The sequence below is a fragment of the Streptomyces sp. NPDC003393 genome, assembly GCF_053589015.1.
Map to the genome: position 1 here is coordinate 22,945 of NZ_JBSFRB010000005.1, position 13,039 is coordinate 35,983.

General features: G+C 72.0%; 11 protein-coding genes and 2 pseudogenes. 6 read left to right on the forward strand and 7 right to left on the reverse strand.

Annotated elements, in window-relative coordinates; all coding sequences use genetic code 11:
* The first annotated feature begins 1,304 nt into the window (after positions 1 to 1,304).
* The 3 genes from ACWDUZ_RS06810 (at position 1,305) to ACWDUZ_RS06820 (ending at position 6,328) form a co-directional block, all read left to right on the forward strand.
* The gene (locus tag ACWDUZ_RS06810) at positions 1,305 to 2,612 is read left to right on the forward strand and encodes a glucarate dehydratase family protein (protein ID WP_451630730.1); all 1,308 of its coding nucleotides are present in this window, start codon (positions 1,305 to 1,307) and stop codon (positions 2,610 to 2,612) included.
* A gap of 216 nt (positions 2,613 to 2,828) precedes the next feature.
* Positions 2,829 to 3,950 (forward strand): carbohydrate kinase family protein, encoded by a 1,122-nt coding sequence (locus ACWDUZ_RS06815; protein WP_451630946.1) that lies wholly within the window; start codon positions 2,829 to 2,831, stop codon positions 3,948 to 3,950.
* Between the two features lie 290 nt (positions 3,951 to 4,240).
* Entirely contained in the window at positions 4,241 to 6,328 is a 2,088-nt protein-coding gene (locus ACWDUZ_RS06820) for a glycoside hydrolase family 31 protein (RefSeq protein ID WP_451630731.1), read from the forward strand.
* A gap of 252 nt (positions 6,329 to 6,580) precedes the next feature.
* On the opposite strand, the gene era is transcribed toward ACWDUZ_RS06820, so the two are convergent.
* A complete protein-coding gene (gene era, locus ACWDUZ_RS06825; protein WP_451630732.1) occupies positions 6,581 to 7,567 on the reverse strand; it encodes a GTPase Era in 987 nt (328 codons plus the stop codon).
* Positions 7,568 to 7,718: 151 nt separating this feature from the next.
* On the opposite strand from era, the gene ACWDUZ_RS06830 reads away from it, so the two are divergent.
* Both ACWDUZ_RS06830 and ACWDUZ_RS06835 read left to right on the forward strand, forming a co-directional pair.
* On the forward strand, positions 7,719 to 9,032 hold the full coding sequence (locus ACWDUZ_RS06830; protein ID WP_451630733.1) for an ammonium transporter: 1,314 nt from the start codon (positions 7,719 to 7,721) through the stop codon (positions 9,030 to 9,032).
* Complete coding sequence (locus ACWDUZ_RS06835) at positions 9,029 to 9,367, forward strand: P-II family nitrogen regulator (protein ID WP_030173001.1); 339 nt, start codon at positions 9,029 to 9,031, stop codon at positions 9,365 to 9,367. Before ACWDUZ_RS06830 ends, ACWDUZ_RS06835 begins: the two co-directional genes overlap by 4 nt.
* Positions 9,368 to 9,428: 61 nt before the next feature.
* On the opposite strand, the gene ACWDUZ_RS06840 is transcribed toward ACWDUZ_RS06835, so the two are convergent.
* Both ACWDUZ_RS06840 and ACWDUZ_RS06845 read right to left on the reverse strand, forming a co-directional pair.
* Positions 9,429 to 9,791, reverse strand: coding sequence for a cytidine deaminase (locus ACWDUZ_RS06840; protein ID WP_451630734.1), 363 nt, complete (start codon positions 9,789 to 9,791; stop codon positions 9,429 to 9,431).
* A 39-nt stretch (positions 9,792 to 9,830) separates the two neighbouring features.
* Positions 9,831 to 10,052, reverse strand: a pseudogene (locus ACWDUZ_RS06845) (MmyB family transcriptional regulator); the annotation flags it as partial.
* On the opposite strand from ACWDUZ_RS06845, the pseudogene ACWDUZ_RS06850 reads away from it, so the two are divergent.
* Positions 10,048 to 10,524, forward strand: a pseudogene (locus ACWDUZ_RS06850) (MFS transporter); the annotation flags it as partial. The pseudogenes ACWDUZ_RS06845 and ACWDUZ_RS06850 overlap by 5 nt on opposite strands.
* A 49-nt stretch (positions 10,525 to 10,573) precedes the next feature.
* On the opposite strand, the gene ACWDUZ_RS06855 reads toward ACWDUZ_RS06850, so the two are convergent.
* Genes ACWDUZ_RS06855 through ybeY form a run of 4 tightly spaced genes read right to left on the reverse strand, consistent with a single transcriptional unit; the run spans position 10,574 to position 13,029 of the window.
* A complete protein-coding gene (locus tag ACWDUZ_RS06855) occupies positions 10,574 to 10,933 on the reverse strand; it encodes an MmcQ/YjbR family DNA-binding protein (protein ID WP_451630735.1) in 360 nt (119 codons plus the stop codon).
* Positions 10,930 to 11,220, reverse strand: a complete 291-nt coding sequence (locus tag ACWDUZ_RS06860; RefSeq protein ID WP_451630736.1) for a hypothetical protein — start codon at positions 11,218 to 11,220, stop codon at positions 10,930 to 10,932. Before ACWDUZ_RS06860 ends, ACWDUZ_RS06855 begins: the two co-directional genes overlap by 4 nt.
* Positions 11,217 to 12,524: a hemolysin family protein gene (locus tag ACWDUZ_RS06865; protein WP_451630737.1), complete on the reverse strand. Its 1,308-nt coding sequence runs from the start codon at positions 12,522 to 12,524 to the stop codon at positions 11,217 to 11,219. The genes ACWDUZ_RS06860 and ACWDUZ_RS06865 overlap by 4 nt, the downstream gene beginning before the upstream one ends.
* A gap of 7 nt (positions 12,525 to 12,531) precedes the next feature.
* A complete protein-coding gene (gene ybeY, locus ACWDUZ_RS06870; RefSeq protein ID WP_306187084.1) occupies positions 12,532 to 13,029 on the reverse strand; it encodes an rRNA maturation RNase YbeY in 498 nt (165 codons plus the stop codon).
* Between the last annotated feature and the right edge of the window lie 10 nt (positions 13,030 to 13,039).

Here is a 13,039-nt window from a genome sequence, read left to right on the forward strand (position 1 = left end):
GCCGCTCGGGTCGAGCGAGGCGGCGAGGCAGATGACGTACGTCTGCACCACCGGGTAGAACAGGTTCCACGCGATCTCCCCGCCGGCGAACGTGCGCAGGTCGGTCGCCGAGGCGCTGAGCGCGACACAGGCCGCGATCAGCACCGTGCCGCCGCCGATGGGCACGGCCCGGCCGAGCCGCGTGCCGAGCGCGCCCGCACCGGCGACCCCGGCCAGTCCCGCGCCCAGCGCCACCGCGAACACCGCGCCGACGGTGACCTCGGTCAGATGCGCCTGGGTGAGCCCGAGCCGGCCGCTCATGCCCCACAGGGCGTTCTGCGCCAGGGACCAGCAGGGCATGGTCGCGGCCAGCAGCAGCCCGGCGCGGCGGTGGGGGAGCCGCCGCTCGCCGGTCACGGCCCGGTCCGAGACCTCGGGACCGGTCAGGCGGCCGGTGAGCGGCCATACGGCGAGCGCGGTCAGGGCGATCGCGGCCGGCGGGAGGCCGTGGCCGGGCCCGAGGTGAGGCAGCGTCAGGTACAGGGCCCCGGCGAGGGCGGAGACGCAGAGCAGTCCGTACGTCGTGACGCGGTGCGGGTCGCGATGGGCGGCGAAGCCGCTCACGGCGACCGCGGTGAGCGTGCCCGAGCCGAACCCGCCGGCCACCGCACCGGCGACGACGGCCGGTACGACGGTGGTGAGGGCGGCGCCGCCGTAGCCGAGGAAGGCCAGCACGAGACCGAGGCGGGCGAGCGGGCGGGTGCCGATCCGGTCGACCCGGGAGGCGAGCAGCAGACCCGCCGTCGCCGAACTCAGCAGCAGCGCGCTGCCGATGGCGCCCGCCCGGGTGGCGGTGAGCGGCAGACCGGTCTCGAGTCTGCCGACGGTGGTCGGCAGCAGGTAGCAGGCAAGGTTCCCGGCCGTGAAAAGGGCGACGAGGGGCCAGGGCAGGGGGCGGCGGGCGGACACGGGCGTTCCCAGAAAACGGCTCGGTACAACGGACTCAGGAAAGAGGGAGGGAGGCGACGGTCGTCGACGGACGTGCCCGCGCGAAACAAGTTGTACCAAGCACATGGTTCGGGAAAGAACAGTGAACGGTGCGATCTGCGTCACTTATCGGTTTGCGGGATGAGGGGTACGGGTAGAAGCCAGCACTCTTGTTCTTGTATATGGACGGTATTCACAAGAAAAGATAGAGGGATAGTCTGTGACCGGCGTACGCCCCAGCCGGCCCGGGCGACCCCCGCCCCTCGGCGCACGAACCCGCCGACCCCTCGACCGCAAGGTTCTCCTCACCGCCCGACCGACCTCGTAGGAGCCTCCCCGTGACCCCTGCCGCAGACGCAGCCCGTGATCTGACCGTCGCCGAGGTGCGGCTGACGCCGATCCTGGTCGCCGACCCGCCGCTGCTGAACACGCAGGGCGTCCACCAGCCGTACACGCCCCGGCTGATCGTGGAGGTCGTCACGGCCGACGGGATCACCGGGCTGGGAGAGACCTACGGCGACACCAAGTACCTGGAACTCGTCCGTCCGCTCGCCGAGTGGCTCACCGGACGGTCGGTCACGGACGTGAACCGGCTGTTCGCCACCGACCTCGGTGTGGACGAGTCCCGGGTCAGCGGGAAGGTGGACGCGGGCGGACTGCGCGGGGTCCAGACCGCCGACAAGCTGCGCCTGTCCGTGCTGTCCGCCTTCGAGGTCGCCTGCCTCGACGCCCTCGGCAAGGCGCTCGGCCTGCCCGTGCACGCGCTGCTCGGCGGGAAGGTGCGCGACTCGGTCGAGTACAGCGCCTACCTCTTCTACAAGAACGCCGCTCATCCCGACGGCGTGCCGTCCGAGAAGGACGACTGGGGCGCCGCTCTCGACCCGGCGGGAGTGGTGGAGCAGGCCCGCCGGTTCAAGGAGCGCCACGGCTTCACCTCCTTCAAGCTCAAGGGCGGGGTCTTCCCGCCCGAGCAGGAGATCGCCGCCGTGCGGGCGCTGGCGGAGGCGTTCCCCGGGCACCCGCTGCGGTTGGACCCCAACGGCGCCTGGTCGGTGGAGACGTCGGTGAGGGTGGCCCGGGAGCTGGGGGACCTGCTGGAGTACCTGGAGGACCCGGCGCTGGGCACACCCGCCATGGCCGAGGTGGCGGCGCGCACCGGGGTGCCGCTGGCCACCAACATGTGCGTGACGACGTTCGCCGAGATCAGGGAGGCGTTCGCGAAGGACGCGGTGCAGGTGGTCCTCTCCGACCACCACTACTGGGGCGGCCTGCGCAACACCCAGCACCTGGCGGCCCTGTGCGACGCCTTCGGCGTGGGCGTGTCCATGCACTCCAACACGCACCTGGGGATCAGCCTGGCCGCGATGACCCACGTGGCGTCCACCGTGCCGAACCTGCACCACGCCTGCGACACCCACTACCCGTGGCAGTCCGAGGACGTCCTCACCGAGCGCCTCGCCTTCGACGGCGGCCGGGTCGCCGTCCCGGACGCCCCCGGCCTCGGTGTCGCACTCGACCGCGACGAACTGGCCCGGCTGCACCGGCGGTGGGCCGCGGACGACGGCTCGCTCAGGGACCGTGACGACGCGGCAGCGATGCGGGTCGCCCAGCCGGGCTGGGTGACGCCCGCGGTGCCCCGCTGGTAGGCGCCCGCCGGCCCCCACCGGCCCGGGTCGCCCCGCCCGCGCCGCCCCGTCCCGGCGTGACCGTCGACGCGTTGTCAGCCCGCTGGTGCACACTGGCCTGATCGGCACCACGTCAGGGAGCGCACCGTGACCGCGTCCAGCACACCCACCGGAGAGGGGCCGGACCGCCAGGACCAGGGACACCGCCAGGACCAGGAGCCGGAGGGCCGGGAGTACATCGTCGGGGCGCCGCACGCCCCCCTCGGTCCGCAGTTCGATCCGCTGGCCGGGCTGCGGACGAGCGGCGACCCGCCCTGGGACGTGTACCTCACGGGCACCGTCTTCCTGGACATCATCTTCACCGGGCTCGACTCCGCACCGGTGCGCGGGACCGAGTCCTGGGCACGCGGCATGGGGTCGAGCCCCGGCGGCGTGGCCAACATGGCCACCGCACTGGCCCGCCTCGGCCTGCGCACGGCGCTCGCGGCGGCCTTCGGCGACGACCACTACGGCGAGTACTGCTGGGACGCGCTCGAACAGGGCGAGGGCATCGACCTCTCGCCGTCCCGCACCGTTCCCGGCTGGCACTCCCCGGTCACCGTCTCCATGGCCTACGAGGGTGAGCGGACGATGGTCTCGCACGGCCACGAGCCACCCCCCGACGCCGAGTTCGCGCAGGAGGGCGCACTCGCCTGCCCGCCCCGCGCGCGAGCCGCCGTGGCCTCCCTGGTGCCCGGCAGGCGTTCGCCCTGGATCGCCGAGGCCGCGCACCGGGGCACACTCATCTTCGGCGACGTCGGCTGGGACGAGACCGGAGCCTGGGACCTCGCGGCCCTGCCGGACCTGGAGCACTGCGAGGCGTTCCTGCCCAACGCCGAGGAGGCCATGCGCTACACCGGCACCGACTGCCCGCGGGCGGCCGCACGCGCGCTCACCGCCCTCGTGCCGGTCGCGGTGGTCACCCTCGGCGCGGAGGGCGCCTGCGCCGTCGACCGGCGCACCGGGGAGACCGCCGAGGTGCCCGCCATCGCCGTCGAGGCGCTGGACCCCACGGGCGCCGGCGACGTCTTCGTGGCCGGCTTCGTCACCGGCACGCTGGCCGGTTGGCCGCTGGCCGACCGTCTCGCCTTCGCCGGCCTCACCGCCGCGCTGTCCGTGCAGGAGTTCGGCGGCTCGCTGTCGGCGCCCGGCTGGTCCGAGGTGGCGGCCTGGTGGCGCAAGGTGCAGTCGGTGGACGCCCAGGACCCGGCGGCCCTGCGACGGTACGCCTTCCTGGCGGACCTGGTGCCGGAGACCTGCGCGGAGCCGTGGCCGCGACGCCGGGCCGTACCCACCATCGGCTTCGGCAGGTCCGCGTGACCGGCCGCACCCGGCGACACGGGCCCCTCTACCGCTCGCGGCACATACCGGGCTGACCCACGGGGTCGACTCCGCGGACCCCCCTTGCCCGCAGGCGCACCAGGTCATGGCGCCGAGCCGGGCCCACGCCGGAGCGCGCCATTGACAGTTGACGTTTCCTGCTCAATTATCGGCTGAATCAAGCACGATTTTGCAGTCATCGAGCAGGCAGGCACGATGACCGCATGGGCTCCCGCACCTCCTGACCATGACTTGCTGCTCCGGACTCCCACCGTCGAAGGACATGCGTCGTGCGCAGACCAACAGGCAGACCCCGAGTGCTCCTCGCCGCCCTCGCCCTGGCCCTCGCCCTCCCCGTCGGCCTCTCCGCGCAGAACCGCGCCCAGGCCGCCCCCGCCCCCCGAACCCCCCGACTGACCGCGTCCGCGACGGAACTCACCCTGACCGTCCCCGGCGGCCGCACCGCACCCGGCTACACCCTCCAGGTGGCGAGGGAGCAACTCGCCCTCACCACCCGCCGTTCCGGCACCACCGTCCTGGCCACCGCATCCGGTGACACCGGAGCCCTCCGCTTCCGCGCCGCCGGGACCTGGCAGCACGCCACCCGCGTCACCGACTGGTCCTGGAAGAACGGCGTCCTGACTCTCACCGCCGCCACCACCGCGCCCGGTGCCACGGTGCAGGCACGCGTCACCCCCTCCGCCGACCGCTACCAACTCGACTGGCAGGTCAGCGGCCTCACTCCCGAACGCCTGGGCCTGGCCTACGACTTGAAGTCCGCCGGCCACTGGTACGGCCACGGCGAGGCCCAGACCCCGAACGGCGGCCCCGGTACCGACCAGCCCTGGCCGCTCGACAGCGGCCAGGTCGTCCACCCCGGCTTCGGCCCGGCCTCGTACTACATGATCGACCCCTTCTGGTACACGTCCACCGCGACCGGACTGCGCGTCGACACCGGTCACGTCATGGACGTGGCGATCAACCAGGACACCGACGGTGCCGGCCGCTTCGACATCGAGTCGGCGGACCCGTACCGGGCCACGGTCTTCGTCGAGCGGACCCCCCTCGACGTCTACCGCGACTACGTCGGCATCGTCGGCAAACCCGCCAAGAGCGACGCCGGATACCGGCAGTACGCCGAGCCCGTGTGGAACTCCTGGGCGCAGTTCTACACCAAGGTCGACCAGGCCAAGCTCCTCGACTACGCCCAGGACCTGCACGAGGCCGGCATCACCGGCCACGCCCTCCAGCTCGACGACAAGTGGGAGTCCAACTACGGGAACATGACCTTCGACCCGAAGGCGTACCCCGACCCCAAGGCCATGTCGCAGAAGATCCACGACCTGGGCTTCGACTTCGGCCTCTGGGTCACCCTGTGGATCAACCTCGACTCCGACCAGTACCAGTACGCCGCCGACCACGGCTATCTGCTCAAGGACGCCGCCGACACCACCAAGCCCTGCACGGTCACCTGGTGGAACGGCACCGCCGGCATCGTCGACCTCGGCAACCCGGAGGCGAAGGCCTGGTACGAGGGCCGGCTGAAGTCCCTCATGGACACCTACGACGTCGACGGCCTGAAGTTCGACACCCGCTTCTTCGACGAGCGGTGCGCGCCCCACGAGGGCTACAAGCCCACGGACTACCAGCGCCTGGGCGCCGGACTCGCCGACGAGTACGACCTCCAGGGCGTGGGCATCCGCGTCCACTGGGACACCGCCGCCCACCAGGCCGGCTTCGTCACCCGCCAGGTCGACAAGGGCACCGGCTGGAACTCCCTGCGCGCCTCCGTCACCCAGAACCTCGCCATCTCCACCATCGGATACCCCTTCGTCACCACCGACATGATCGGCGGCTCGAGCGCTCAGCCCGCGCCGACGAAGCAGGTACTGGTCCGCTGGGCGCAGTCGGCCGCCCTGATGCCGCTGATGTACGCCTCCACGTCCCCCGTGGACACGATCGACCCCGGAACGGGCCAGAAGGTGGTGTACGACGAGGAGACGATCGCCCTCTACCGGCAGGCCATCGCCCGCCACGCCCGCCTCGCCCCGTACATCTGGGACCAGGTCCAGCAGACCCTGAGGACCGGCGACCCCGTCATGCGCCCCCTCTTCTTCGACTTCCCGCAGGACAAGCCCGCCTACACGATCACCGACGAGTGGATGCTGGGCCCGGCCGTCCTGGCGGCCCCCCAGCTCACCGACGCCCCCACCCGGAGCATCCACCTGCCCCCGGGCACCTGGTACGACGTGGCCCACGGCAGAGCGGTCCACGGCGGCCGGACCCTCACCTCCTACGCCACACCCCTGGGCACCACCCCGGTCTTCGTGAAACTGGGCGCGAAGGGAGCGGACAAGGCCCTGCGGGCCCTGCGCTGAGAAACCCACCCGCACGATCCAAGGGCCGGCCGCCGAGGGGCGACCGGCCCACGGGCATGCGGGGGTGGGGATGTGGTCGCCACAGGGGGCCGGGGAACGCGGCCCGCGGGGAACCAGAGACGCGCCCTCCGCAAGGGTGGAGGGGACGGAGTCTCCGCCGTGTCCGGGGCGGAGCCCCGGCGGCGTAGGGGCGCAGCCCCAGGACGGCACCTCCGGAGCCACCGAGTCGGGCGGCGGATGGGCGACGCCCCCTCAGAAACCGAGCCGCCGCAACTGCTTGGGGTCCCGCTGCCAGTCCTTCGCCACCTTCACATGCAGATCGAGGAAGACCGGCGTCCCCAGCAGCGCCTCGATGTGCTTGCGCGACTTGATCCCGACCTCCTTCAGCCGCTTGCCCTTGGGCCCGATGATGATGCCCTTCTGGCTCGGCCGCTCGATGAACACGTTCGCGTGGATGTCCAGCAGCGGCTTGTCCGCCGGCCGGTCCTCACGCGGCAGCATCTCCTCGACCACCACCGCGATGGAGTGCGGCAGTTCGTCGCGGACGCCCTCCAGCGCGGCTTCCCGGATGAGTTCCGCGATCATGACCTGCTCGGGCTCGTCCGTCAGGTCGCCCTCGGGGTAGAGCGCCGGCCCCTCGGGCAGCAGCGGGATCAGCAGGTCGGCCAGCAGGTCCACCTGCTTGCCCGCGGTCGCCGACACCGGGACGATCTCCGCCCACTCGATGCCCAGCTCCTTGCCCAGCTGGTCGATGGCGATCAGCTGCTCGGCGAGGGCCTTGGAGTCGACCAGGTCGGTCTTGGTGACGATGGCGACCTTCGGGGTCTTCCTGATCCCGGCCAGCTCCTTGGCGATGAAACGGTCGCCGGGACCGATCTTCTCGTTCGCGGGAAGGCAGAAACCGATCACGTCGACCTCGGCCCACGTCGTCCGCACGACGTCGTTGAGCCGCTCGCCGAGCAGCGTGCGCGGCTTGTGGAGGCCCGGGGTGTCCACCAGGATCAGCTGGGCGTCCGGCCGGTGCACGATGCCGCGTACCGTGTGCCGCGTCGTCTGCGGCTGGTTCGCGGTGATCGCCACCTTCTGCCCGACCAGAGCGTTCGTGAGGGTGGACTTGCCCGCGTTGGGACGGCCCACGAAGCAGGCGAAGCCGGCGCGGTGGTCCCCCACTGCCTTGACGGCGTGGGAGGTGCCCCCACCCTCGGCCGGCTCTTCGGATGACGGGTTGCGAACGCTCATGCCGCCCATTCTCCCTGATGCGCGGAGCCCGGCGGCACCGTGAGGTCGTGGTAACCCGCGCGCAACGAAACGTCACGGAAACACACCTGTACGCGACCGGAAACGCGCTGCGGTGACCCTCGGTCGTGCCCCCGGACCGCTGGAGACGCCCGTGACCCTCGCCGCCGCACACATCGACACCGGCGACACCGCCTGGTTGCTCGCCGCCACCGCTCTCGTCCTGCTGATGACACCGGGCCTCGCCCTGTTCTACGGCGGCATGGTGCGCACCAAGAGCGTGCTCAACATGCTGATGATGAGCTTCGTGTCGATCGCCCTGGTCACCGTGGTCTGGCTGGCCTGCGGCTACTCCCTGGCCTTCGGCGACGACGTCGCGGACGGCCTGATCGGCGGCCTGCACCAGGCCGGCATGGCCGGTCTCGGCCCGTCGAGCGTGCACGGCAGCGTACCCACCCTGCTCTTCGCCACCTTCCAGCTCACCTTCGCGGTCATCACGGCCGCGCTGATCAGCGGAGCGGTCGCGGACCGGGCGAAGTTCGGCGCCTGGCTGGTGTTCGTGCCGGTGTGGGCGCTGCTGGTATACGTTCCCGTCGCGCACTGGGTGTGGGGCCCCGGCGGCTGGATCGGTCAGCACCTGCGCGCGCTGGACTTCGCCGGCGGCCTCCCCGTCGAGATCACCTCCGGTGCCTCCGGCCTCGCCCTCTGCCTGGTCCTGGGCCCGCGACTGGGCTTCAAGAAGGACGCCATGCGCCCGCACAACCTGCCCATGGTGATGCTCGGCGCCGGTCTGCTCTGGTTCGGCTGGTTCGGGTTCAACGCTGGCTCGGCGATGGGCGCCAGCGGCCTGGCCGCCGCCGCCTTCCTCAACACTCTGGCGGCGGGCTGCACCGGTCTGCTCGGCTGGCTCTTCGTGGAGCACAGGCGCGACGGACACCCCACGACGCTGGGCGCCGCTTCCGGCGCGGTCGCCGGCCTGGTCGCGATCACCCCGTCCTGCGGCACCGTCTCCCTGCTCGGCGCGCTGGTCGTGGGCCTGGCCGCGGGCGTCGTCTGCTCCTACGCGGTCGGCTGGAAGTTCAAGCTGAACTACGACGACTCCCTCGACGTCGTCGGCGTCCACCTGGTCGGCGGCATCGTCGGCACCCTGCTGATCGGCCTGTTCGCCGAGAAGGCGATGACCGGTGGAGCCGAGGGGCTGCTCTACGGCGGCGGACTCGCCCAGCTCGGCCGGCAGCTGCTGGCCGTGGCGGCCGTGGCGGTGTATGCCTTCGGCGCGACGTACGGGATCGGGAAACTGCTCGACAAGGTGATGGGCCTGCGTGCGAGCGAGGAGCAGGAGCACACCGGCCTGGACCTTACGGTGCACGCCGAGACCGCCTACGATCACGGGGTCCTGGGGCACGGCGCCCCGGTCGGCGCGTCCCCCTTCGTCACCACCGCCCAGAAGGTCAGCACCCAGGCATGAAGCTCATCACCGCGATCATCAAGCCGTACCGTCTCGACGAGGTCAAGACCGCGCTCCAGGAGATGGGCGTGGACGGTCTGACCGTGACCGAGGCCAGCGGCTACGGCCGCCAGCGTGGCCACACGGAGGTGTACCGCGGCGCCGAGTACCGGGTGGACCTGGTGCCGAAGGTCCGCATCGACGTCGTCGTCGAGGACGCCGACGCGGACGCGGTCATCGACGCGGTGGTCCGGGCCGCGCAGACCGGCAAGATCGGCGACGGCAAGGTCTGGTCCGTGCCCGTGGAGACGGTCGTACGCGTCCGGACGGGCGAACGCGGACCCGACGCGCTGTAGCGCCCACCGGGCCCGCCCCGTCCCGCGGTCGATCGATCTTTGCGCCGGTCCGTACCGCTCCCTACCGCGCCGGGCCCGCCGGCTCGGTCAGCCGGACCGTGCCGTCCGGCCCGGCCAGCAGCACCGGCGTGCCGGGGCCGCCCAGGTCCCCGACCGCGGCCCGGTCCTCGGGCGCGATGCCCTCCGCCTCGCTGACCACCGCGGCCGCCTCCAGGGACGTGGCACCGGAGGCCACCGCCATGGCCACCGCCGTCTGCAGGGCGCTCAGCTTCAGCGACGCGAGGTGCACCGACCCGGCGGCGTACGTACGGCCCGTCTCGTCCCGTACGGCCGCGCCCTCAGGCACGCCGTTGCGGGCCCGCACCGAACGGGCCAGGGTGACGATCTTGCGGTCCTCGGGGTCGAGCCCGTTGCTGTCGGTCATGATCCGAGCATACGAAAGCCGCACCGGCGACCGCCCGGGTCACCCCGCCACCGGATACATCGCACCGCGCCGCCCCTCCGGCGAGGCCAGCCACTCCAGCTTCGCCGCGGTGTTCGCCTCGTCCAGCGGCGTGTGCAGCACGACCGTCAGGTCCGGCCGGGCCGGCACCTTCAGGGCCGTCGACTCCACGCACAGCAGTCCCACCAGCGGATGGTCGAGCTCCTTGCGGATCTGCCCGGCGTCCTCGATGTCCCGTTCGGCCTTCCAGACCGGGCTGGTCTTCGGTGTCCAGGGCGTGCTGTCGGCGGTCGCGGGCACCTACGCGGCGAAGGTCATCGGCCGGTTCGGCGCCCGCCGCACCCTCCTCGGCTCGCTCGCCGGGCAGGGCGCGCTGATCGCCGCGCTGCTCGGCCTGAACGCCCACACCTGGTCGGTGTGGCTCGCCACGGCGGCCGTCGCGCCGGCCAGCATGTGCCACCTCGGCGCGATCATCTCCTACGGCCTGACCGTCACCTCTGGCGTGCCCGACGAGGAACAGGGCCTGGCCACCGGCCTGGTCACCTCCACTCAGCAGGTCGGCATCACCGTCGGCATCCCGCTGCTGGGCGTCCTGGCCACGACCTCCGGCGATCTCCTCGCCGGCGTCCACACCGTGCTGGCCCTGGACGCGACGATCGTCCTCGCGGCGGCCGCCCTGGTCGCCCTGGGCCTGCGGGTCCGGCGCGCGTCCTAGGCCGGGCGCCGGAACATGCGGGCCCGATGGAAGGCCCGGACAGGCAACCCTAGGGCCGGTCGAGGCGGAGCCGTTCGGCGCGCGGCAGGCCGGCCACCACCAGGTCGTACGAGTCCTCCACGAGCTCCCGGACCAGCCGGTCCGGGAGTCCGCCGTCGACCGTCACCGTGTTCCAGTGCCGCTTGTTCATGTGCCAGCCCGGGACGATGAGGCCCGGGTACTCGCCGCGCAGCCGGATCGCATCCTCCGGGTCGCACTTGAGGTTGACCGTCAGCGGCTCGGCGTCCAGCGCCGTGAGCGCGAACAGCTTGCCCCGGACCTTGAAGACGGAGGTCTCCGGGTTGAAGGGGAAGTCCTCCACGGCGGCGTTGAAGGACAGACACAGGGTCCGCAGCTGCCGGGGGGTCATGCGGTCGCCCCGCCGCCGGTCTCGGGGCGGCCGTGGGCGCAGTCGATCACGTGGCCGTGGAGGTCGGTCACGTCGCCGTGGCCGTCGAGGTGAACCACCACCCTGGCCGGTCGGTGCTCGATCTCGAACGGGTCGCCGTCCCCGAAGCCGTACGTCACGACGACGAAGGTCTCACCGGGCCGCAGCCAGTGGTCACTGCCGTAGGGTTCGAGGATCAGTTCCAGCATGTCCGTGCCCCGGTTGGTCACGCGCATCCGCGCCACCGGTCCCCGGTCGGTCTCCGTCACTCCGCCTTCGCCTCCTCCGCGGGCACGTCCGCCTGCGCCACCGGTTCCACCAGCACGGTGACGATCTTGTTCCGGCGACCCGCGGCGGCCTCCGCGGTCAGCCGCAGTTCCCGGCCGTCGGGCAGCTCGACCACGGCCGACGCCCCGGCGATGGGCACCCGGCCCAGCGCCTTGGCGAGCAGCCCGCCGACCGTCTCCACGTCCTCGTCGTCGTACTCCTCCAGGCCGTACAGCTCGCCCAGGTCGCCGATGCCCAGCCGGGCGGTCACCCGGTAGCGGTCCGCGCCGAGGTCCTCCACCGGCGGCAGCTCGCGGTCGTACTCGTCGGTGATCTCGCCGACGATCTCCTCGAGGATGTCCTCGATGGTGACGATGCCGGCCGTGCCGCCGTACTCGTCGATGACGACGGCGACGTGGTTGCGCTCCTTCTGCATCTCGCGCAGCAGGTCGCCGGCGTTCTTCGTGTCCGGCACGAAGACGGCCGGGCGCATCGCCGTGGACACCAGGTCGCTCTCGGCGTCCCGGCTGATGTGGGTGCGCCGGGCCAGGTCCTTCAGGTACACGATGCCGACCACGTCGTCCTCGCTCTCACCCGTCACCGGGATGCGCGAGAAACCGGACCGCAGCGCCAGCGTGAGGGCCTGGCGGATGGTCTTGAAGCGCTCGATGACGACCAGGTCGGTCCTCGGGACCATGACCTCGCGCACGAGGGTGTCGCCGAGCTCGAAGACCGAGTGCACCATCCGGCGCTCCTCGTCCTCGATCAGCGACTCCTGCTCGGCCAGGTCGACCAGCGCGCGCAGCTCCGCCTCCGAGGCGAACGGGCCGTGGCGGAAGCCCTTGCCGGGGGTGAGCGCGTTGCCGATGAGGATCAGCAGGGGCGGGATCGGCCCCATGATCCGCGCGAGCGGGACGAGCACGTACGCCGCGACGGTGGCCGTGTTCAGCGGATGCTGCCGGCCGATGGTGCGCGGGGAGACGCCGACGGCGACGTACGAGACGAGCACCATGACCGCGATGGCGATCACCAGCGCCTCGGCCTTGCTGGGGAAGGCCTCCAGACAGGCGTACGTGACCAGCGCGCCCGCCGCCATCTCGCACGCCACCCGCACCAGCAGCGCCACGTTCAGATAGCGGGTCGGGTCGGCCGCCACCTGGGCGAGCTTGGCGCTGCCCCTGCGGCCGGACTTCACGGCCTCCTCGGCCCGGAAGCTGGAGATGCGCGCGAGGCCCGCCTCCGCGCAGGCGGCGAGCCAGGCGACGACGACCAGCGCGATCGCGCCGACGACGATCTGCGGACTCATGGGCGGCCTACGAGACCGTCGGTGCCGGGGACGGCCCGGTCAGGCCCCGCTCCGCACGCCAGCCGTCCACGATGGCCGCCTGGAGGCCGAACATCTCGGCCTTCTCGTCCGGCTCCTCGTGGTCGTAGCCGAGCAGGTGCAGCACCCCGTGGACGGTGAGCAGTTGCAGCTCCTCGTCCATGGAGTGCTTCGTCGGGGCCTCGGCCCCCTGCTTGGCGGCCACCTCCGGGCACAGCACGATGTCGCCCAGCAGACCCTGCGGGGGCTCGTCGTCGTCCTTGCCCGGCGGACGCAGCTCGTCCATCGGGAAGGACATGACATCCGTGGGCCCCGGCAGGTCCATCCACTGCACGTGCAGCTGCTCCATGGCGTCGGCGTCCACGACGATCACCGAGAGCTCGGAGAGCGGGTGGATGCGCATCCGCGCGAGCGCGTAGCGGGCGATGTCGAGGATCGCCTGCTCGTCGACCTCGGTTCCGGACTCGTTGTTGACGTCGATCGACATGGTCGTGCTG

Coding starts and splice junctions, on each gene's coding strand:
- era (WP_451630732.1), bottom strand. CDS start 7,567: ATGAGCGTTCGCAACCCGTCATCCGAAGAGCCGGCCGAGGGTGGGGGC.
- ACWDUZ_RS06835 (WP_030173001.1), top strand. CDS start 9,029: ATGAAGCTCATCACCGCGATCATCAAGCCGTACCGTCTCGACGAGGTC.
- ACWDUZ_RS06840 (WP_451630734.1), bottom strand. CDS start 9,791: ATGACCGACAGCAACGGGCTCGACCCCGAGGACCGCAAGATCGTCACC.
- ACWDUZ_RS06855 (WP_451630735.1), bottom strand. CDS start 10,933: ATGACCCCCCGGCAGCTGCGGACCCTGTGTCTGTCCTTCAACGCCGCC.
- ACWDUZ_RS06865 (WP_451630737.1), bottom strand. CDS start 12,524: ATGAGTCCGCAGATCGTCGTCGGCGCGATCGCGCTGGTCGTCGTCGCC.
- ybeY (WP_306187084.1), bottom strand. CDS start 13,029: ATGTCGATCGACGTCAACAACGAGTCCGGAACCGAGGTCGACGAGCAG.